Annotated in this window: 15 protein-coding genes; 9 read left to right on the top strand and 6 right to left on the bottom strand. The window is 42.2% G+C overall.

What is annotated here, in order from left to right; translation table 11 throughout:
• Nucleotides 1-80 precede the first annotated feature (80 nt).
• The 4 genes from M8998_RS02595 to M8998_RS02580 form a co-directional block, all read right to left on the bottom strand.
• On the bottom strand, nucleotides 81-1,157 hold the full coding sequence (locus M8998_RS02595; RefSeq protein WP_249990432.1) for a DUF3810 domain-containing protein: 1,077 nt from the start codon (nucleotides 1,155-1,157) through the stop codon (nucleotides 81-83).
• Between the two features lie 3 nt (nucleotides 1,158-1,160).
• Nucleotides 1,161-2,216: a nucleoid-associated protein gene (locus tag M8998_RS02590; RefSeq protein WP_249990431.1), complete on the bottom strand. Its 1,056-nt coding sequence runs from the start codon at nucleotides 2,214-2,216 to the stop codon at nucleotides 1,161-1,163.
• 22 nt (nucleotides 2,217-2,238) lie between these two features.
• Nucleotides 2,239-3,081 carry a histone deacetylase family protein gene (locus M8998_RS02585; RefSeq protein ID WP_249990430.1) on the bottom strand — a complete coding sequence of 281 codons (843 nt, stop codon included), beginning with the start codon at nucleotides 3,079-3,081 and terminating at the stop codon, nucleotides 2,239-2,241.
• 73 nt (nucleotides 3,082-3,154) lie between these two features.
• Nucleotides 3,155-4,183, bottom strand: coding sequence for a quinone-dependent dihydroorotate dehydrogenase (locus M8998_RS02580; protein WP_249990429.1), 1,029 nt, complete (start codon nucleotides 4,181-4,183; stop codon nucleotides 3,155-3,157).
• Between the two features lie 51 nt (nucleotides 4,184-4,234).
• On the opposite strand from M8998_RS02580, the gene M8998_RS02575 reads away from it, so the two are divergent.
• A complete protein-coding gene (locus tag M8998_RS02575; RefSeq protein ID WP_249992421.1) occupies nucleotides 4,235-6,148 on the top strand; it encodes an ABC-F family ATP-binding cassette domain-containing protein in 1,914 nt (637 codons plus the stop codon).
• Between the two features lie 181 nt (nucleotides 6,149-6,329).
• The gene (locus M8998_RS02570; protein WP_249990428.1) at nucleotides 6,330-7,370 is read left to right on the top strand and encodes an AI-2E family transporter; all 1,041 of its coding nucleotides are present in this window, start codon (nucleotides 6,330-6,332) and stop codon (nucleotides 7,368-7,370) included.
• Nucleotides 7,371-7,675: 305 nt separating this feature from the next.
• On the opposite strand, the gene M8998_RS02565 is transcribed toward M8998_RS02570, so the two are convergent.
• On the bottom strand, nucleotides 7,676-10,597 hold the full coding sequence (locus tag M8998_RS02565) for a leucine--tRNA ligase (protein WP_249990427.1): 2,922 nt from the start codon (nucleotides 10,595-10,597) through the stop codon (nucleotides 7,676-7,678).
• A 166-nt stretch (nucleotides 10,598-10,763) separates the two neighbouring features.
• Here M8998_RS02565 and M8998_RS02560 point away from each other — a divergent pair, with 166 nt between their 5' ends.
• The 5 genes from M8998_RS02560 to M8998_RS02540 are packed head-to-tail and all read left to right on the top strand — an operon-like array spanning nucleotide 10,764 to nucleotide 14,480.
• Nucleotides 10,764-11,642 carry a cell division protein FtsX gene (locus tag M8998_RS02560; protein ID WP_249990426.1) on the top strand — a complete coding sequence of 293 codons (879 nt, stop codon included), beginning with the start codon at nucleotides 10,764-10,766 and terminating at the stop codon, nucleotides 11,640-11,642.
• Between the two features lie 32 nt (nucleotides 11,643-11,674).
• Nucleotides 11,675-11,935, top strand: a complete 261-nt coding sequence (locus M8998_RS02555) for a DUF3098 domain-containing protein (protein WP_249990425.1) — start codon at nucleotides 11,675-11,677, stop codon at nucleotides 11,933-11,935.
• Nucleotides 11,935-12,729 (top strand): undecaprenyl-diphosphate phosphatase, encoded by a 795-nt coding sequence (locus M8998_RS02550; protein WP_249990424.1) that lies wholly within the window; start codon nucleotides 11,935-11,937, stop codon nucleotides 12,727-12,729. Before M8998_RS02555 ends, M8998_RS02550 begins: the two co-directional genes overlap by 1 nt.
• A gap of 6 nt (nucleotides 12,730-12,735) precedes the next feature.
• The gene (truB, locus tag M8998_RS02545) at nucleotides 12,736-13,446 is read left to right on the top strand and encodes a tRNA pseudouridine(55) synthase TruB (protein ID WP_249992420.1); all 711 of its coding nucleotides are present in this window, start codon (nucleotides 12,736-12,738) and stop codon (nucleotides 13,444-13,446) included.
• A 47-nt stretch (nucleotides 13,447-13,493) separates the two neighbouring features.
• Nucleotides 13,494-14,480 (top strand): bifunctional riboflavin kinase/FAD synthetase, encoded by a 987-nt coding sequence (locus M8998_RS02540; RefSeq protein WP_249990423.1) that lies wholly within the window; start codon nucleotides 13,494-13,496, stop codon nucleotides 14,478-14,480.
• A 1-nt stretch (nucleotide 14,481) separates the two neighbouring features.
• On the opposite strand, the gene M8998_RS02535 is transcribed toward M8998_RS02540, so the two are convergent.
• Complete coding sequence (locus tag M8998_RS02535; RefSeq protein WP_249990422.1) at nucleotides 14,482-15,012, bottom strand: DUF962 domain-containing protein; 531 nt, start codon at nucleotides 15,010-15,012, stop codon at nucleotides 14,482-14,484.
• A gap of 158 nt (nucleotides 15,013-15,170) precedes the next feature.
• Between M8998_RS02535 and M8998_RS02530 the strand changes: the two genes are divergently transcribed.
• Both M8998_RS02530 and M8998_RS02525 read left to right on the top strand, forming a co-directional pair.
• Complete coding sequence (locus M8998_RS02530) at nucleotides 15,171-16,283, top strand: DUF695 domain-containing protein (protein WP_249990421.1); 1,113 nt, start codon at nucleotides 15,171-15,173, stop codon at nucleotides 16,281-16,283.
• Nucleotides 16,284-16,301: 18 nt separating this feature from the next.
• A complete protein-coding gene (locus M8998_RS02525; RefSeq protein ID WP_249990420.1) occupies nucleotides 16,302-19,166 on the top strand; it encodes a transcriptional regulator in 2,865 nt (954 codons plus the stop codon).
• Nucleotides 19,167-19,459 lie beyond the last annotated feature (293 nt).

The raw sequence follows: 19,459 nt of genomic DNA, 5'->3' as shown, positions 1-19,459 counted from the left end.
GTAACTGGAAATTCCATTCATCCTAAAGCAAATCCGAAAAATATACCATTTATGATCTTGATGATTGTAACCCGCTAGATTCAGAATCCCCTACTTTTCTGCCAGGCAACGATTAATCTATTCATCATACCGTAGCGCTGGGTACCTTCCGGCTGATTGTTGTGCTGTAGGTATTGGTTATAAATTATTCCAGAAATATAATCTACCGGACCCGTATAGCGGGACCAAAACTCCCGTTCTACTCTCAAATCTTCTACGATGCGAGGATCCAATCTATTGAAGTATTTTTGAAATACTTCGGGATGCGTATATCGTATAGCACCGAGTAAAGATTGGATGGCTGCATAATGCGCACTGTAAGCATACCAGGGATTAGGATGTGATGCCAGCACCTGATACGCAATGAAATTGCACTCATCTTCAAATCCAATTCCCATTTGGTGCGACAGCTCGTGCGCGACGGTAAACGGGAAACTTGACCAAGGAATCAGCGCATTGACCTGCACTTCGTGCGTGAACGGATTAAAGTAACCATTTACCGTAAAATAAGAAACCAAAGTACTGGATATAGGTCGTTTCGCACGGATATGCTTTTTGCTCAGCATGGCATCGAACGTGCTATCGGTAGCCATGATACGCTCTAACTGCTCTACATTTCGCGACGTACGCATTGCTGACAAATCGATCTGTTGTCGCAAGTTATTAGCCCTGCCAATGATGCTATCCAATACCAATTTATAATCCTCCATTCGGATATTCTCGACATTCAAATTATACTTCTTAGCTAAAGGTTCCCGATAGTAATGCAGTCCCCAGCTGAGATAAAAAAGGTGATGCAGCAAAAATAAGGCAGTAACAAGTTTAAGACCTATAAGTATAGCGCGATTCCAATGCCGCCTCAACAAGCAGGTAATGCCTTTACCTAATAAAAAGATTAAACTTACAGAAGCAAAAACATAAAATAGATCTCCCAGACTAAAAGGAAGCCAACTAAACAAGATAGTAGGTAGATAGGTATAAACCGGATAAAAGTGACGAGCATAATACCATTCCACACGCGCGGGATCTTGCACAAAGATAAAACCGACTATGCTCAACGCAAAGCAAATCCCGAGGATCCAATAGTAGGGTCTGTGTTTTAATCTTGCTAGCCGCATAAGCTATTGCTCATTGTCGAAATACAGTTTATAGTAATTCATACTCCGGTCATCGTCGTACCCTCTTTCGATGTAGTCGCGTTTACCGTGAATGTAAATATGGAAATTTTTATCCAATTTCAATACAGATTTATAGTCGGAAGCCATTTTTTTAACTGCTCCGGCAGCGATATCAAAATTAGCCTGGAAAGGCATGTCCAATTCCTCACCTACCTGTTGCCGATAGTCCTTGAATAAGGAGATCGCCTCCGAGTTGCCCAGCACCTCTCCCGAAAACTCCTCTTCCTCGAACGTATCGTGTGCTTTAAAATAATTCATCGATCTGTTGAGCAAATCAATCTTTTCAGCCTTATCCATTTCAAACACCTCATCAATCTTCTCGTTTACGAAGTTTTTGTACACCTTAAGAAAGTTACCCGTCTGTTGGAAATTGTCATCACGCACGCGCAATTGCAGAAAATCATCTTTCCAATAGACCGCGTCCGATCCATTGGTTTGATCTGTGACCAATACCTTATAGCCTTCTTCTGCGTCTGCTTTCACAATCACCACGCCCTTATCCAACTTATTGATATTGATGGCTTCCTGCTCATAATCCAATCCAAATCCACCCTGTTCAGGATATACCTTCAGGTAAGCTTCTTTATTTTCCGACTTAAAAATACCGACGGCTTGACCTTCCTCCCCTTCCATCTGCACATTTTCTAACGCCACCACGTATAATTCTCCTGATTTGATATTCGGATGTGCCGACACCTCATACAGGTGCTTCGTCACCTGTTCGGAGAATTCATGAAAGGGCATTTTTCCTTCGAAAAAGGCGTGTGCAAAGTGATACACTTCATTAAGCTGCAGATCCTCATTGGAATGAAAGAACCGATACACCTCCTTCGCCTTGGCGAAAGGCTTCATAAAATATTGCATCAGCAAATCCGGCAACACCTCGTCCTGACTAAGATCGATGGGTTTCTCTGATAACACAAAATATTCGTCCCGAGCTTTATTGCCCACACGGTGTATAGATAATTGTTCGAACGTAGCGTCCTGATGGAAAAACATATTTGTTGAAATTTAAAAATTATTATAATGCATACAGCTGGATTGCAGTACGATATGTACTGACATGCGCATCTACGATATGGCGCAAAACGGTTGAATATCCACCACCCATACTCACCTGCACAGGAGCCTGATAGGCGCGGCACAATTGAAACACGATCTCATCTCGCCTTCGACAACCATCTAGGCTGAGTCCCAGCTTCCCGAGTTTATCGGTGGCTAGCACATCTACACCTGCTTGATAAAAGACAAAATCAGGCTTTACCTGCTCGAAAACCGGAACCAGATGCTTTTCTAACTCAGTTAAGTAGTCGCCATCCCCGATCCCGTCTTCCAATCCGAGGTCTTTATGCGATTGCTCCTTAACAAAAGGATAATTCTTCTCTCCGTGCATCGAGAAAGTAAAAATATCGGGATGATCTCGAAAAATATGTGCTGTACCATTTCCTTGGTGCACATCCAGATCTACCATCAAGATCCGCTTAGCCTTTTGATTACTAAGAAGATAAGCTGCAGCCACTGCCTGGTCATTGAGCAGGCAAAATCCTTCTCCATAATCACGCCCCGCGTGATGTGTACCACCAGCCCCGTTGAATGCCACGCCGTACTGTTGTGCGTAATGACAGGCTTTTATAGTACCATCTACTAATAGTCGTTCGCGGATAATTAAGGATTCGGATAAGGCTAAGCCAATGCGACGCACCATCTTAGGGTCCAACGTGAGATCGAGAAGCTGATCCACATAATGAGGATCATGTGCCAAACAAAGCGTTTCCCGATCAGCCATCACCGGCTCAAAAAAATTCTCGTGCCCTGCCAAACCCTCATGCATCAATTGCTCTGGAATCAGCTCGTACTTTGCCATTGGAAACCGATGATTGTCTGGTACAGGATGCACATAGGCTGGGTGAAAAGCAATTTTGAGCACAGCGAATAAATTATTTTTTGAGCAGGGCTTTGCAGATTTTGCTCACCAATCCCGGTCCTTCGTATATAAAACCAGTATACAACTGAATTAAGGCTGCGCCTGCCTCCAATTTTTCTTGTGCATCAGCTGCCGAATGAATACCACCCACACCAATCACCGGAAAAGAATTGCCAGATTTTTGAACCAAATAGCGAATTACCTCTGTGGAACGTTTCGTGAGCGGTTTCCCACTAACGCCGCCAACTTCCTGTACTAGGCGGGCATCGCTCTTCAAACCATCGCGAGAAATAGTCGTATTCGTAGCAATAACACCAGCAATATTAGTTTCCTGCACGATTTCGACGATATCATCTAGCTGACTGTCGGTCAGATCGGGTGCAATTTTTAACAGAATTGGCTTGCTCCTATCCTTCTGCAAATTAGCAGCTTGCAGAGTGTTTAAAATATGCATCAACGGCTCTTTCTCCTGCAACTCACGTAAACCAGGCGTGTTCGGGGAACTAACATTGACTACAAAATAATCGACATAAAGATGAAGCGCGTGAAAGCAATATAGATAATCGTCTACCGCTTGCTCATTAGGCGTCAGCTTGTTTTTACCGATATTCCCTCCTATTATTAAATCACCTTTGTTTTTGAGATATTTGAGTCGACCCGCAGCTACATCGGCGCCTTGGTTGTTAAAACCCATCCGATTAATGATTGCCCCATCTGGAATAAGGCGAAACATGCGGGGTTTATCATTGCCAGGTTGAGGTCTCGGGGTCACCGTTCCAATTTCGATAAATCCGAATCCAAAAGAAGCCATTTCGGCTATGTAAGACCCATTTTTGTCGAATCCTGCGGCAAGGCCAACTGGGTTTTTGAATTTCAAACCAAACACTTCACGTTCCAAACGAGGATCTTCCACTGCATAAGAAGCCTTTAATAGCGCTTTTGAACCCCAGATTTTAGACACTTTAGTAAGCCCATTGGTGACCATATGATGGGCAGATTCCGGGTCCATTTTAAAAAAGAATGGTTTGACAAGTTTGTACATAGTACCGCAAATTTAGCCAAAGAAGCAGAAATATTCACTACTTTTGCGGAAATGATCTCAATTAATAATTTAACTTTTGAAATAGGCGCAAGGGCTTTATATGACGATGCAAACTGGCATATAAAGCCAGGCGACAAAGTCGGACTGATCGGTGCCAACGGAACAGGAAAATCTACGCTATTAAAGATTATCGTAGGCGAGTACGCTCCCACCACAGGTACTATCTCCATGGCTAAAGACCTAAAGATAGGCTATCTCAATCAGGACTTGTTGTCCTACCATTCCGAAAAAAACATTGTACAAGTAGCGATGGAGGCCTTCGAGCGCCAAAATCAGCTCCAAGGCGAGATAGAAAATTTGTTAAAGAAGTTGGAGACCGATTACTCGGACGATATTCTGAACAAATTGAGCGACAAACAAATGGAATTCGAGGCGCTGGATGGCTATAACATCGAATTCCGGGCTAATGAGATTTTAGCTGGCTTGGGATTCTCCGAAGAAGAACAAAAACGCCCTTTGGCTACGTTTTCGGGTGGATGGCGTATGCGTGTCATGCTAGCTCGTATCCTGCTCCAAACCCCCGATATTCTGTTGCTAGATGAGCCTACCAATCACATGGACTTACCTTCTATCAAGTGGCTGGAAAATTATTTGGGTGCTTTTGAAGGTGCTATTATCATTGTTTCTCACGACCGCTATTTTCTAGATAGAATTATCAACAAAACCGTAGAATCTCGCAAAGGCAAATTGACCTTATACGCGGGCAACTATTCTTTTTATTTGGAAGAGAAATCGCTGCGCGAGGAATTGCAGGGCAACCAATTTAAGAATCAACAGGCCAAAATAAAACAAGAGGAAAAGCTAATCGAACGTTTCCGTTCTAAAGCATCTAAAGCGAAGATGGTACAATCCCGTATCAAAGCATTAGATCGGATGGAAAAAATTTCCGACGTAGACGACGATAATCCAGAGGTAAACTTCAGCTTCAAATTTTCCAAGCCCTCTGGTAGACACGTAGTCACTTTAGAAAACATCTCAAAAAGCTATCCGAATATTGAGATTCTGCGCCATGCAGATGGACTGATTGAAAAAGGGGATAAAATTGCGTTGATCGGTGCCAATGGTAAAGGAAAGTCTACGCTGCTACGCATTGTGGCCGACGATGATTCGGAATTTACGGGTACTAGCGTAAAGGGACATAATGTATCGCAAACATTCTTCGCGCAGCATCAGCTGGAGGCATTGCATCTGGAAAACTCGATCTTGCAGGAATTGCAGAACTTTGCACCCAAACATTCCGAAACAGAGATTCGATCCATCTTAGGCTGTTTTCTCTTTACAGGAGACGATGTGTTTAAAAAGATCAAAGTACTATCTGGAGGCGAAAAATCTCGTGTGGCCCTAGCGAAGGCTTTGACTGCTGATGCCAACTTCTTGGTGCTGGATGAACCAACCAATCACTTAGATATGGCTTCTGTGAACATCCTGATTCAGGCTTTACAACAATATGAAGGCACCTTGATTGTCGTTTCCCATGATCGGTACTTCTTAGATCACGTGGCCAACAAAATCTGGTATATCGAAGATAAGGACATTAAAGGATACCCGGGAACCTATCAGGAATACGAGGTTTGGAATAGCAAGCGTGCCGTAAAACCTAACCAGGCAGAGAAGAAAGAAGAGAAACCAAAGGTAGAAAAGAAACCGAAAGCGGTGCTTACAGACGACTCCAAAGTGCAATTGCTGAAGAAAAACAAGGAACTAGGGCAATTGGAAGCTCAGATAGCGACCGCTGAAAGAGAGGTAACTCGATTGGAAGCAGATCTGGCTACTGAGGAAGTTTTCTCTGACGCCGAGAAACTAAAAACAGCTACTAGAGAATATAATTCCTCGAAAGCAGCTTGGGAAAAATTACAGGCAGACTGGGAACAACTGGCCGAGGAAATCATGGAATTGGAGGGTTAAAAGCTTCTTTTCTCCCTGATACTCCATTCACAACCAAGGTAGAAGAATTAATTTCATACATCCATGTACTAAAGACCGCTCAACAGCGGTCTTTAGTAGTATTAAGTACTACAGAAAAATAAACTTTCCACTGTGTCAAATAACCAAACGTTTTTGGTAAAACGTTGTTGTAACCTATAATATGGAAAAAACCGAGAAAATGTCGATCATGCGCAAAACGGCGCTGATATCTTTTGTAGTCTTACTGTTCGTCTTATTTGCTTCACTGTTTGTGAAAACGTTTAGCATACTGTTGCTGCTTTTTGGAGGTCTCTTGCTCTCTATCTTTTTTCAAGCAATATCAAATCGTATTCACGGCTGGACGGGATGGCACAAGGGCGTAACACTTACCTTGGCATTCTTTCTGGTTTTTGGATTCATCTCTGGAGTAACCTATCTTATTGGGAATACCATGGCACAGCAATATGAACAATTCAAAGATGGTATTCCAAAGACGGTAAAAAGTGTTGAATCTTATCTAGAAGATACGAGCTGGGGCGACAGAGTCAAAGAACTAACTCCTTCCATGGAAGAAAATGGAGATCAAGTCATGCAACATGCTGGCAGTTTTTTTAAATCCACCTTTGGATTTTTCGGAGATCTTTATGCCGTTATCTTTCTGGGGCTATTCATGATGATATCGCCCAAAGAATATAAAAATGGCATCGTGACCTTAGTACCTAAGCGCTATAAGCCGAAAGCAGACCATATTTTAAGTAAAATGGGGAACGATCTGAAAGTATGGCTGAAGGCTCAGATGCTGGAAATGGCATTCGTGTTTACATTAACGGCCATCGGCGCACTAATTCTCGGAGCAGAACTCTGGTTGATCCTAGCGATCATTGGAGGTACATTGACCTTTATTCCAAACATAGGTCCGACGTTAGCGCTTATACCTGCTACGCTCATCGGCTTGATGGATGGGCCTGAAATGGCATTATGGCTTGTTGGGTTATTCCTACTTATCCAATTATTGGAATCCGGTATATTCGGACCCTTTGTCAGAAAGAAAATGCTCTCGCTGCCACCGGCGTTGGTACTATTCTTTCAATTGTTGATGGGTAGCATTTCGGGAGCTTGGGGTATCCTATTTGCCACGCCAATCCTCGTGGTCATTATGGTTTTAATTCAGGAGATCTATTTAAAAGGTATGTTGGAGCAAGCACCCGAAACGGATGAGTAAATATCTCATCGTGGCGAAATCGAGATATAAGGCTATGGCGATGTTTGAACTTTACTCACATGTCAATCTTTAATAAGATCATCGTAAACGGTATTAGATCGCTTTGTCGTACCTCCGCGCGATGACGACATTTAGAAAGAAATGACACGAATTCGGAAAACCGAGTCCTTGCAAAGCCGAGGAACGAGGCTGTGGCAATCTTTGAACGACATATAGGTCATTTGCCCATTCTGATCACCTTCATACAATAAAACAAAAAACGGCGCCGGAATGAATCCGGCGCCGCTTCTGTATAAGTAAACCAATTATACCACTATATTGATAATCTTGCCCTTTACAAAGATTATCTTACGAATTGCTTTACCATCAATATAACGTCGAACGTCTTCATTAGCTAATACTAATTCTTCTACCGCTTTCGCCTCCAGATCCAAAGACAATGGCATGTTCAAGCGGGTTTTCCCATTGATGGAAACCGGATAAGCAAACTCCGACTCAATTAAGTAATCTGGGTTAAACTCTGGATAAGTAGCATAAGACAGCGTTCCTTTTTGCTGGCCCATCAAACACCACAGTTCTTCCGCAATATGCGGTGCATAAGGCTGCAATACAATAACCAAATCCTGAAGGATCTTGATCTTGTTACATTTAAGCTCCGTTAATTCATTCACACAGATCATAAATGCGGACACCGACGTGTTAAAGGAAAAACGTTCGATATCATCTTCTACCTTTTTGATAATCTTATGCAGCGCCTTGTACTCTGCTTTAGTTGGCTCCTCGTTGGAGATATGGAAATTCCCTTCCGCATCATGAAACAAGCGCCACAATTTCTTAAGAAACTTGTAAACGCCCTCTATTCCATTCGTATTCCATGGTTTTGATTGCTCTAAAGGCCCTAAGAACATCTCGTACAAACGCAGGGTGTCGGCACCATATTGTTCTACTATGTCATCAGGATTCACAACATTCTCATAGCGCTTAGACATTTTCTCCGCTACATGCAAAACTTGAAATCTTTTATTCGAATAGATAAAAAACGCATCTTTAAAATCTGCGTATCTAATCTTTGCCGCCTCTACATCGAGAAAACTATTATTAACCAAATTAACGTTTACATGTACTTCTGAATGAACAAAATCAAATTTATCATCAAAAGTTGACGGGATATATAGCGTAAAATCGTGTTTTTGCCTTTCCCAATCAGACTGTTTAAGTTTAGCTGATAAATAATCATGAAGTTCTTTTGAATCCTTTGGATCAAAGTTTAATCCATATTCATCATTTGTGATAAATATTGGAAAAAATGATTTTCCGTCGATATCATTATACTTTATACGGTGAATAACTGCCGAAGTTCCCTGGATCATCCCTTGGTTAATCAGTTTTTTGAACGGCTCTTCCTCACCCTGGCAACCCCAATCTTTCAGGAATTTATTCCAGAACCTAGAGTAGAGCAAGTGACCGGTAGCATGCTCAGAACCACCAATATATAAATCAACCGATTTCCAATAATCGATAGCATCTCTGGATGCAAAGGTATTCGGATTATGTGGGTCCATGTAGCGGAACCAGTACCAAGAAGAACCCGCCCAACCTGGCATGGTACTCAATTCGTACACGCAACAATCCTGATATTTCCAGTCCACCGCGCGACCCAATGGTGGTTCACCTGTCTCCGTTGGTAAGTACTTATCTACTTCCGGTAACAATAGCGGTAACTCTTCTTTATCAATCAAGTAAGGCAAACCTTCTTTAAAATAGATTGGCACCGGCTCACCCCAGTAACGCTGCCGACCAAAGATTGCATCGCGCATGCGGTAATTGATTTTGGCCTTGCCTAATTCCAAGGATTCCAACATATCAATCACAACAGGGACCGCCTGTGTATAATTCAAACCATCGATCAGATCGGAATTGATATACAAGCCATCTTTATTTGGATCGGCTGCTTCGCTGATATCTTGGGAATCCGAAATGGGCACAATCGTCAGATCGAAGTGCTTGGCAAAAAGATAGTCGCGCTGATCACCGGAAGGTACCGCCATCACCGCTCCTGTTCCATATCCTGCCAATACGTAATCAGCAATCCAGATTTGTACATCCTCGCCCGTCAGCGGATGTTTGGCATACGAACCGGTAAAGGCGCCAGAAACGGCTTTCACGTCGGCCATACGATCCAGCTCGGATTTTTTAGCCGTTTTATCTATATATTCTTGAACTATAGGTCTTTGTTCATCTGTAGTTAAAGTAGTTACTAACTCGTGCTCTGGCGCCAAAACGACGAAAGTGACGCCGTATACCGTATCCACGCGTGTGGTAAATACTTCGATATGTGTATCCAATTGTGGCAACGGAAAACGCACCGTAGCACCCACTGATTTCCCAATCCAATTGCGCTGCATCTCTACCAATGGTTCTGGCCAATCTACGGTATCCAATCCGGTAAGCAATCGTTCTGCGTACGCCGTGATACGCATAGACCATTGCATCATTTTTTTCTGCTCGACTGGATAACCTCCACGTTCGGAAACGCCATTGATCACCTCATCGTTAGCTAATACGGTACCCAATGCCGCACACCAGTTTACGGTGCTCTCGCGAAGATATGCCAAGCGATATTTCAACAATTCTTCCAATTGGGCTTCCGGCGTGTATGCGGCCCATTCCTCTGCGGTGAATGTAGCCACGTCTTCATCACAAGAAGCATTAACACCAATACTTCCAGTGGTTTGAAATTTCTCTATTAAAGTATCTATTGACTCTGCTTTATCCGCATCCTTATTATACCAAGCATGGAAAAGTTGCATAAAAATCCATTGCGTCCATTTATAATACGCCGGATCAGAAGTACGCACTTCTCTAGACCAATCAAAGGAAAAACCAATATTGTCCAATTGTTCCCGATAGCGATCGATATTCACTTCAGTCGTAATAGCAGGATGCTGGCCAGTTTGGATAGCATATTGTTCTGCAGGCAAGCCAAAAGAATCATACCCCATAGGATGCAATACATTGAAGCCCTTCAACCTTTTGAAACGTGCAAAGATATCGGAGGCAATATATCCAAGTGGATGGCCCACATGTAGTCCTGCTCCAGATGGGTAAGGAAACATGTCTAGCACATAATACTTTGGCTTATCGGTCGATTCGCTGGTGCGAAAAGTACCGTTTTCTGCCCAGAAAGTTTGCCATCCCTTTTCAATGACCTTATGATTGTAATCCATATCCTAAAATGATCTAATAACAAGTGCGAAAATAGCGATTTTCAAAGATTATAGCGACAACAAAGCCAAAATGGCCATTGAAAAGTGTTAGTTTATGTTAACGCCTATTTCTATAGTCGGCAATAATGTTTACTTTCGCAGGGTATATATAAGATCGCAAGAACATATGTCAATAATTGAAGAAGGCTCCTCCAGAAAAAAGACTAAATCGGTATATGTATCCACCGTTATCAGTATCGCACTGGTGCTTTTGATGACGGGGCTGCTGGGGCTTATCTTGGTTCACGCCAAAAATTTATCTCGCTACGTAAAGGAAAACATTGTACTTAATGTCATTGTGAATGACAATGTTAATGAAGGCGATGTGTTGGCTTTGCAAAAAGATTTGGATGGCAATAAACATGTATTACGCACAGAATACATTAGTAAAGAACTCGCTGCAAAAAACCTGAAAGAAGATTTAGGCGAAGACTTTGTAGAATACCTGGGTCACAACCCATTGCTACCTTCTATTGATGTGTACATGAATGAAGAGTACGCCAATAATGACAGCATACAAGCTTTCATTACGCAAGTTTCTCGCAATAGCCGCATCAATGAAATCGTGTATCAGGAAAACCTGATCGATATGGTAAACCAAAACATCCGTGTGATCGGCATTGTGGTATTGGCTTTTGCGGTGATCTTATTAATTATTGCGGTAGCGCTGATCAATAATACCATTCGCTTGGCGATTTATTCCCAACGTTTTCTAATCAAGAGTATGCAGCTTATCGGCGCCACAAAAGGGTTTATTCGTAGACCATATATCCTTTATGGCATCGTACATGGTCTAATTGGCTCGTTGATTGCGATTTTGTTATTGCTTCTTACATTGCATTTTGCACAGCAGCAAATACCCGAATTAGTCTTCTTACGCGATTGGTTAGAATTCATCTTCATCTTCGTGGCTGTAGTTATCTTAGGTATTTTAATTTCCGGTGCGAGCACCTATTTTGCCGTTACGAAGTACCTGAAAGCGAAATCTGCTAGTTTATATCGTTAATATACGCAATACATCAAAAATATATCTGAAATATGGCGCAAGTTAAAAAGCAACCGACCACTAAGGTTGGCAGTACCAGCAAAGCCTCTTTTGTTTTCAAAAAAGAGAACTATCAACTATTTGTGGCAAGTATTCTAGTCGTAGCCATTGGATTTATCCTCATGACAGGCACGGAAGATATCTATAGCTTCACAAAAATTACGATAGCTCCATTCGTAGTTGTACTAGGCTTTGCACTAGGTTTTGTAGCTATTTTATATAAACCAAAATCCGCTAAATCCAAAGAAGGATAATGACCTATTTTGAAGTAATTATCTTGGCCATCATAGAAGGCCTTACCGAGTTTTTACCCGTTTCGTCTACTGGCCACATGATTATCGCTACCGCGTTCATGGGCGTCGAACCAACTCCTTTCGTCAAGCTTTTTACCATTGTCATCCAGCTAGGTACCATCCTTTCTGTTCTGGTATTGTACTGGAAACGTTTTTTCAAGTCATTCGACTTTTATTTCAAATTAGTAGTGGCTGGTATTCCGGCTTCCATTCTGGGATTGTTATTCAGCGACGTGATTGATGATTTGCTAGAAAGCCCGTTTATGGTTGCTGTTATGCTAGTCGTAGGTGGTGTAATACTACTTTTTGTAGATAAGTGGTTTAATAAACCAACGACTGACGATTCGGATGAAATTTCATACAAACAAGCCTTTATCATTGGTTGGTATCAATGTCTTGCATTGATACCTGGCACCTCTAGATCCGCCAGTACCATTGTTGGTGGTATGACACAGAAACTCACTCGTAAAGCAGCCGCAGAGTTCTCTTTCTTTTTAGCGATCCCGATGATGTTGGGCGCTTCTGTTGTAAAACTGTACAAATTCCTAAAAGATGGGCATGCGTTTACATCGGATGAGATAAACTTATTAATTGTGGGCAATGTAGTGGGTTTCCTTGTCGCTATCATCGCTATTAAAACCTTTATCGGAATACTAACCAAATATGGCTTTAAGGCCTTCGGTTGGTATCGGATTGCGGTGGGTACCATCATCATTCTTTTAATTGCTGGTGGTTATAGCCTTGAAATTCTGTAAAACATGATGTCTGAGTTGAGTACAGAAGAAAAAACACCTTTTCAGTTTGCAGAAGGACAGCTTTTGCTGGTAGACAAACCGTACGAATGGACCAGTTTCGACGTCGTAGGTAAGTTACGCAATACCATAAAACCCTTAAAAGTTAAGGTCGGGCATGCGGGTACCCTGGATCCTTTAGCCACGGGGTTATTGATTATTTGCACGGGCAAGATGACCAAGCAGATTGATAACTTCCAAGCAGAGGATAAAGAATATACGGGCACGATTACGCTGGGTGCTACCACACCCACTTTTGATTTAGAAAGTGCTGTTGATCAAACATTTGACATCAGTCACATTTCAGAAGAGGATATTTACCGCACTGCTGCTTCATTTGTGGGAGAGCAGGATCAATATCCTCCTGCCCATTCTGCTATCAAAATTGATGGGGAACGGGTTTACGAAAAAGCAAGGCGTGGCGAAACCTTCGTGCTAAAACCACGGCAAATCACCGTACATAGCTTTGAAGTAGAGAAGATTGCGCTACCATTGATTTACTTCAAAATTAAATGTACGAAAGGTACCTATATACGATCTATTGCGAATGACTTTGGTCAGAGATTGGAAAATGGAAGTCACTTATCCGCATTACGCCGCACGAAAAGTGGGGATTTCCATGTGAATGATGCCTGGAACCTTCAGGATCTGATCCAAACTATCAAATCGCATCAACAATAACTAAAGCACGTCTGTAGACGAAGAGTGCTAATTAAAAGAACTCAACAGTGAAAATCTATAGAAGTCTAGACGAATTCGAACGGTTGCCCAACGCCGTCGTTACCATTGGTACATTTGACGGTGTACACGTAGGGCACCAACGCATCTTAAGTAAACTAGTAGAAACCGCCAAAAGTACGGGTGGAGAAACCGTTTTACTAACCTTCTTTCCGCATCCTCGTCTCATTATCAACCCAGATGACGACAGCCTAAGGCTGATTAATGATATTGAGGAAAAGACACATCGTTTGGCCTTAGCCGGCATTGATCATTTGATCATTACACCATTCACTAGAGACTTTTCTATACAAACTCCAGAAGAATACATTTCTAATGTATTGGTGGATAAAATCGGCACCAAATCCATCATCATTGGATACGACCATCACTTTGGTAAAGACCGGGCAGGAAATATTCAGGAGCTCACGAAGTACTGTAATATATTTGACTTTCGGGTGAGTGAGATTCCTAAGCAGGATATCGACGATGTGGCCGTGTCTTCTACGCGCATTCGCGAATCATTGATAAAAGGAGATACTGAGACCGCTAATAAATACCTTGACTATCCGTTTGAACTAACAGGCACAGTGGTAAAAGGCGATCAGATCGGACGCACCATCGGCTTTCCTACCGCAAATCTCAATGTGCACGAAAGTCATAAATTGATCCCTGCATATGGTATCTACGCCGTGGAAGTAGAAATCTATCCACGTGTACCATCTATAGAATCCGGCCCTTATATCTCGCCGCAGCCAGAACGCGTAGCCCAGGGAATGTGCTACATCGGCACACGGCCTACTATAGATGATATGAGTCGCAAGATTGAGGTGAATTTATTAGATTTTAAAGACGACCTGTACAAGAAGACCCTTCGGGTACGATTCGTACACTTCGTAAGACATGATCAGTGGTTTGAGAGCCTGGAAGAGTTGCAAGCTCAAATCCAGCTTGACGAAGAAAGTGTGCGTACTTATTTTGAACAGAGCTCGCGCTAATCTAATAGCGCCATCCCAGTTTTTGAAACACTTTAGACCATAACCAAATTGGACCTATGGTAAGCACGCGTATAAAAGGCACTGATTTTTTGCTTGACTCCTCCTTTGCATAATGCAGGTACAACAATCCGCATCCGATAAATGCAAGGACAGCAAACACCATCCATGCTGCCAAACCGTGGTCGCGCTCCACATACTCTAACTGCACGATAAAATAACTCATGCCACCGATGGTAAACAACATCGCATACGATAGTGTTGCCGCCAACTTTAGGTAAATATAGATCACGATTGCGATAAAAAAAGATCCCCAATTCAAAAAAGTATGCGCCTCCATGCGTTCCAAAAATGCGAGCTGTGGAAATGGGATCATCCAGATCAGGCCCATCACACTAAAAAAAGTCAGGAATACGCCTACTGCGTAGATCGCTTTAGCACGCTGTAATCCTTGATCCATTTGGTAGAAATAGGCATCTACCGGCCTTTCAAATTTGGGTGGAGTCGTTGTAGGGTTTGTTTTCTTCTTTGCCATTAACTCGTATACTATATTTTCTGAACTTCGCGCTAAGATACAAAATCATTAGCGATTCAGATGATCTCGTAATCCCACGCCGTCTTGGTAAAATAGTCGGCTGTAACGCACAATATTCCCATGATTTTATTAATTTAGCTTGGTAACGCCTAGGTGGGATGAAGTTATTTAAAAAGTTGGTCATGAAGCAGGATGGTAGAGAAGTACTTATAGGTCCGCAGGAGATCAGCGAATTTTGGGAGTGGTTTGTAAAGCATGAAGAGCGCTTTTTTAAAGCGGTAAAGGATGGAAATGTAGAAAAAGGTTTTTTCAAATCCTTAGCTCCTCGCCTATCCAAGTTACATTCGGGCATCTATTTTTTGACCGGTCTGTATGGAAACAAAGCGGAGTTGGTTTTCACGCCCGACGGAAATATCAAAAACATCGTCTTTGCAGAAGATATCGTTTCTATGGCCCCCGATCTGCCCAATTGGATTTTCACCGCCCTCAAACCGCCTACCTCCATTGAGCATGCTTCCATACAAGTCGGCGATTTTGTATTCACGAAAGACAATTTGCATTTCTACGCGAATGAAGATGCTATTTATCCTGACGAGATTGATTTATCGATCGTATATGATGGCTACGTAGAAAGTGCGGATGAAATTATTACGAACGGCATCTATATCTTTCTGGACAATTATCTTGGAGAATTGCAATCCATCACTTTAATTGATAGTGTTACTGTAATCGGACAGCCAGCAGCAGATCAAGATTTAATTCCCATCACAAGACTTCAGGACTTTTTGACCTGGCGGAAGAAAGAGTTTATCGAGGAATACGAAAGCAACTATAATGTGCCCAATGCCGACAGTTTCTCTGTTTATAAAGGAGAAATAAGCAGTGGACAACCATTGGTGGCCTATATGAATACGCACTTATTGGAGTGGGAAAACAAACCTTCCCGACCTTACATCATTCGCGTATCGTTAGAATATCAATCTACGCATGCTGATGGTATTCCGGATGATGATATCCTGATCGCTTTAACGAGCGTAGAAGAAATTTTGTCTGAGATATTAAAGGATGAAACACAGTATCTCTATGTTGGGCAACAAACGGGAGATGGCGTTCGGGAGATTTATTTTGTGAGTAAGGAATTCAGAGTCTGTTCCAAGCTTATTTACGAATCATTGTCTGCGTATTCGGGTGAATTAACGTACAGCTACGACATTTATAAAGACAAATACTGGCAAACATTTGAACGATATCGCAAACATCACAACTTATAGCCGCAAAATTTGCACGGGATGCTAAACCTTTTCTACCGAATAATAATCCTCAGCTGTATCTGTATTCCAGGATATTTGGCTGCACAAGAGCTACCTCGCATTGCGAAGCCTTATGTGGCGCATTATACCAAAGCAGATTATCAGGCCGAAAATCAAAACTGGGGACTTTCCGTAGATCCAAAAGGGGTGATTTATGCAGCCAACAATGCAGGGTTACTACGATATGATGGGCAAGAGTGGCATCTTCACCGCCCCAATAAAGGGGTGCCAATGCGCAGCGTAAAAGTCGCAACGGATGGGCGCATCTATACCGGCGGTAAAGGAGAATTCGGCTATTGGACAGACCAGGGATTCGGACGATTAGCGTATACGAGCCTCTCTACGAAAGCAGATAAAGCAAGTGGCTTACAAAACGATGATATCTGGCGCATAATAATTCACGGAAACAGGATCATATTTCAGGCATTCTCCAAAGCCTATGTTTTGGAAGATGATCAAATTACCACAATCAGTGCACCAGGAGAACCTTTTCTATTCTCTTTTAAGGTGGGCGATGAATTGTATTTTGAGCAACTCCCATCAGGTTTGCACCGCTATAGTAATGGAAAACTCATACCAATACAGGGTAAAGATGTACTTAAAGGAAAACGCATACTGAGTATGCTGCCCTTCCTAGACGATCAAACGTTGATCGCGACCGAAAGAGATGGTTTATATTTAATGGACCGACAAGAGCGTATTCGCCCGTGGCGCACCAATGCACAATCTCTTTTTGAACAGCATCAAATTAATAATGGACTACAGGTCGGAAAAGATCTATACGCTTTCGGAACTATTAAGAACGGACTGGTCATCATCAATACGCGTGGTGAAATTGTGCAACTCATCAATAAAAACACCGGATTACAGAATAATACCGTCTTAAGTTTAACGCTAGATCGACAGTCCAATCTATGGATCGGGCTAGACAATGGTATAGATCGTTTGGACTTACATCGTCCTTTCTATTATTATACGGACCAAACAGGAATGCTCGGCACCGTATATTCTTCGGCTGTCTTTCAGGGCGAGCTGTATCTTGGCACCAATCAAGGTCTTTTTAAAAGCACGTGGCTAGGTGCCTATTCAGACATACCATTACAATTTCAGTTTGTTCAAAACTCAAATGGGCAGGTGTGGTACTTACGTGAAGTCGACAATGTATTGTATTGTGGGCATAATGCAGGAATATTTGCCGTGGAGGGAAATCGTTTAAACAGACTATCTGATTATACCGGTAGTTTGGTTTTACATCCTATACCAGATACGGATTACATATTGGAAGGCAACTACACGGGTATTTCTTTATTTGATCGTTCCCAAAAGCCTTTTAAGCATATACTACAATACCAACCCATACGTCAGCCCATTAAATACATCGCCAGAGAAAATAATCTGGGATACTGGATCGGTAATGATGATAATATGCACTTCGTGCAATTCAACAAAGAATTTTCCGCTGTAGAAGTAGATCATCAAACTTCGAAAGGGATACCGGAGCAAGCAAAAATTCACGGTATCTATGAGATGGGCAATCGACATGTATTTGCGACGGATACTGGCTTATTCCGATTTGATAATGTGCTGAATGAATTTACACGCTATGATGAGCTCAATAAGCTGCTTGGGCCATTCGCGACGGCCAATCGCATTCAGTGTGATCAGGGAAACAGTTATTGGTTTTTCAAAGATTCGCATTTGGCCAGACTCACCTTCGAAAACAATGGTGGAGTACACATTGACTCCACGACTTGGCGTCCGCTATCCGGACAGATGATGAGTGGTTACGAAAACTTACTCCGCGTCAGCGAAAACATGGATCTTTTTGGGCTTAATGATGGTTTTGCGCTTTACATGCGCGACTTACGAAATGACGAGGTCCGGATTGGAGCACCTATACTAACCGGATTTTGGAATAGTACTGCCGAATTGATTCCTTTAAATGCGAATCAGCCCATTCCCTTTCGGCAAAACAGTATACGAATAGCCTACAGTGTGCCTTGGTATGATGCCATAGCACCAAAATACCAGTATCGTCTACTAGGGTTTACCGAGACATTCTCCGAGTGGGGTATAGATGCCTACAAAGACTTTACAAACCTTCCGCATGGTAAGTATGTATTTGAAGTACGCAGTGTGGATGCTATAGGCAACATTTCTGATGTAAATTCATTCACCTTTGAAATTGCACGGCCCTGGTATTGGAGCTGGCTTGCCATCTGTTGCTATTTAATTGCCCTTGTTCTGGCGGGCGTCATGATTCGCAATTGGTATCAGAAGAAGATATACCGGGCTAAAATGCAGCTTCGAGTAAAGCTACAACAGGAAAAAGAGCGGGCAGTGGAGCGTGAAAACGAAATTAGTGCGCAGCAAATGATGCAGCTTAAAAACCAGCAGCTGGAACTAGCGTTGACCAATAAAAAACGAGAATTAGCCAATATGGCCACGAATGTGCTTTACAAAAATGACCTACTCAAAACGCTACATGAGGAATTGGGTAATATCAAGGATACGGGTGGCAAAGCGCTTAGTTCCGAGCAACTCAAAAAAGTAAATAAACTCATCGACGAAGCTAAAAATGATGAACGCGAATGGCAATTATTTGAATCTAGTTTTAACGAATCGCATGACAACTTTTTCAAGAAGTTAAAGGCGAATTACCCAGAGTTGGTACCCAATGACCTAAAGTTATGTGCTTACCTACGATTAAATATGTCCAGTAAAGAAATAGCGTCACTCCTCAACATCAGTTTGAGAGGGGTGGAAATCCGTCGTTATCGGTTACGCAAGAAGTTACAGCTGGAAACACATAAGAACTTAACCGAATTTTTACTGGAAATATAGATAAACACTACATCATTACCTCTCACCTATCCCAAAATCCGCTGAAAACACTTCATCAGGATCAGTAAATATTATAATAAAACAAATCACAAAAATACTGACTATCAGTTATTTAGAAATTAAAATAGCATTTAAGTGCATTTCATAACACGACGTAGTAACGATGTGGTACCCAAAAATTGAATTGCCAAACCTTATATGCTGATATTTGTTCTGTCCCCGGCTACATATGATGATCGGACATTAAACACAACGGCCACATTATAAATTAAATCATTTACAAACTACATTTT

This window comes from Sphingobacterium sp. lm-10, assembly GCF_023554555.1.
In the GTDB taxonomy this organism is placed as follows: Bacteria; Bacteroidota; Bacteroidia; order Sphingobacteriales; family Sphingobacteriaceae; genus Sphingobacterium.
This window is presented reverse-complemented; position numbering and strand designations above follow the sequence as displayed.

What these genes read in the sequence shown, in the direction of transcription:
- M8998_RS02565 (WP_249990427.1), bottom strand. Translation starts at nt 10,597, where the DNA reads ATGGATTACAATCATAAGGTCATTGAAAAGGGATGGCAAACTTTCTGG.
- M8998_RS02575 (WP_249992421.1), top strand. Translation starts at nt 4,235, where the DNA reads ATGATCTCAATTAATAATTTAACTTTTGAAATAGGCGCAAGGGCTTTA.
- M8998_RS02590 (WP_249990431.1), bottom strand. Translation starts at nt 2,216, where the DNA reads ATGTTTTTCCATCAGGACGCTACGTTCGAACAATTATCTATACACCGT.
- M8998_RS02525 (WP_249990420.1), top strand. Translation starts at nt 16,302, where the DNA reads ATGCTAAACCTTTTCTACCGAATAATAATCCTCAGCTGTATCTGTATT.
- M8998_RS02570 (WP_249990428.1), top strand. Translation starts at nt 6,330, where the DNA reads ATGGAAAAAACCGAGAAAATGTCGATCATGCGCAAAACGGCGCTGATA.
- M8998_RS02530 (WP_249990421.1), top strand. Translation starts at nt 15,171, where the DNA reads ATGAAGTTATTTAAAAAGTTGGTCATGAAGCAGGATGGTAGAGAAGTA.
- M8998_RS02550 (WP_249990424.1), top strand. Translation starts at nt 11,935, where the DNA reads ATGACCTATTTTGAAGTAATTATCTTGGCCATCATAGAAGGCCTTACC.
- M8998_RS02585 (WP_249990430.1), bottom strand. Translation starts at nt 3,081, where the DNA reads ATGGCAAAGTACGAGCTGATTCCAGAGCAATTGATGCATGAGGGTTTG.
- M8998_RS02595 (WP_249990432.1), bottom strand. Translation starts at nt 1,157, where the DNA reads ATGCGGCTAGCAAGATTAAAACACAGACCCTACTATTGGATCCTCGGG.
- M8998_RS02580 (WP_249990429.1), bottom strand. Translation starts at nt 4,183, where the DNA reads ATGTACAAACTTGTCAAACCATTCTTTTTTAAAATGGACCCGGAATCT.
- M8998_RS02555 (WP_249990425.1), top strand. Translation starts at nt 11,675, where the DNA reads ATGGCGCAAGTTAAAAAGCAACCGACCACTAAGGTTGGCAGTACCAGC.
- M8998_RS02535 (WP_249990422.1), bottom strand. Translation starts at nt 15,012, where the DNA reads ATGGCAAAGAAGAAAACAAACCCTACAACGACTCCACCCAAATTTGAA.
- truB (WP_249992420.1), top strand. Translation starts at nt 12,736, where the DNA reads ATGTCTGAGTTGAGTACAGAAGAAAAAACACCTTTTCAGTTTGCAGAA.
- M8998_RS02560 (WP_249990426.1), top strand. Translation starts at nt 10,764, where the DNA reads ATGTCAATAATTGAAGAAGGCTCCTCCAGAAAAAAGACTAAATCGGTA.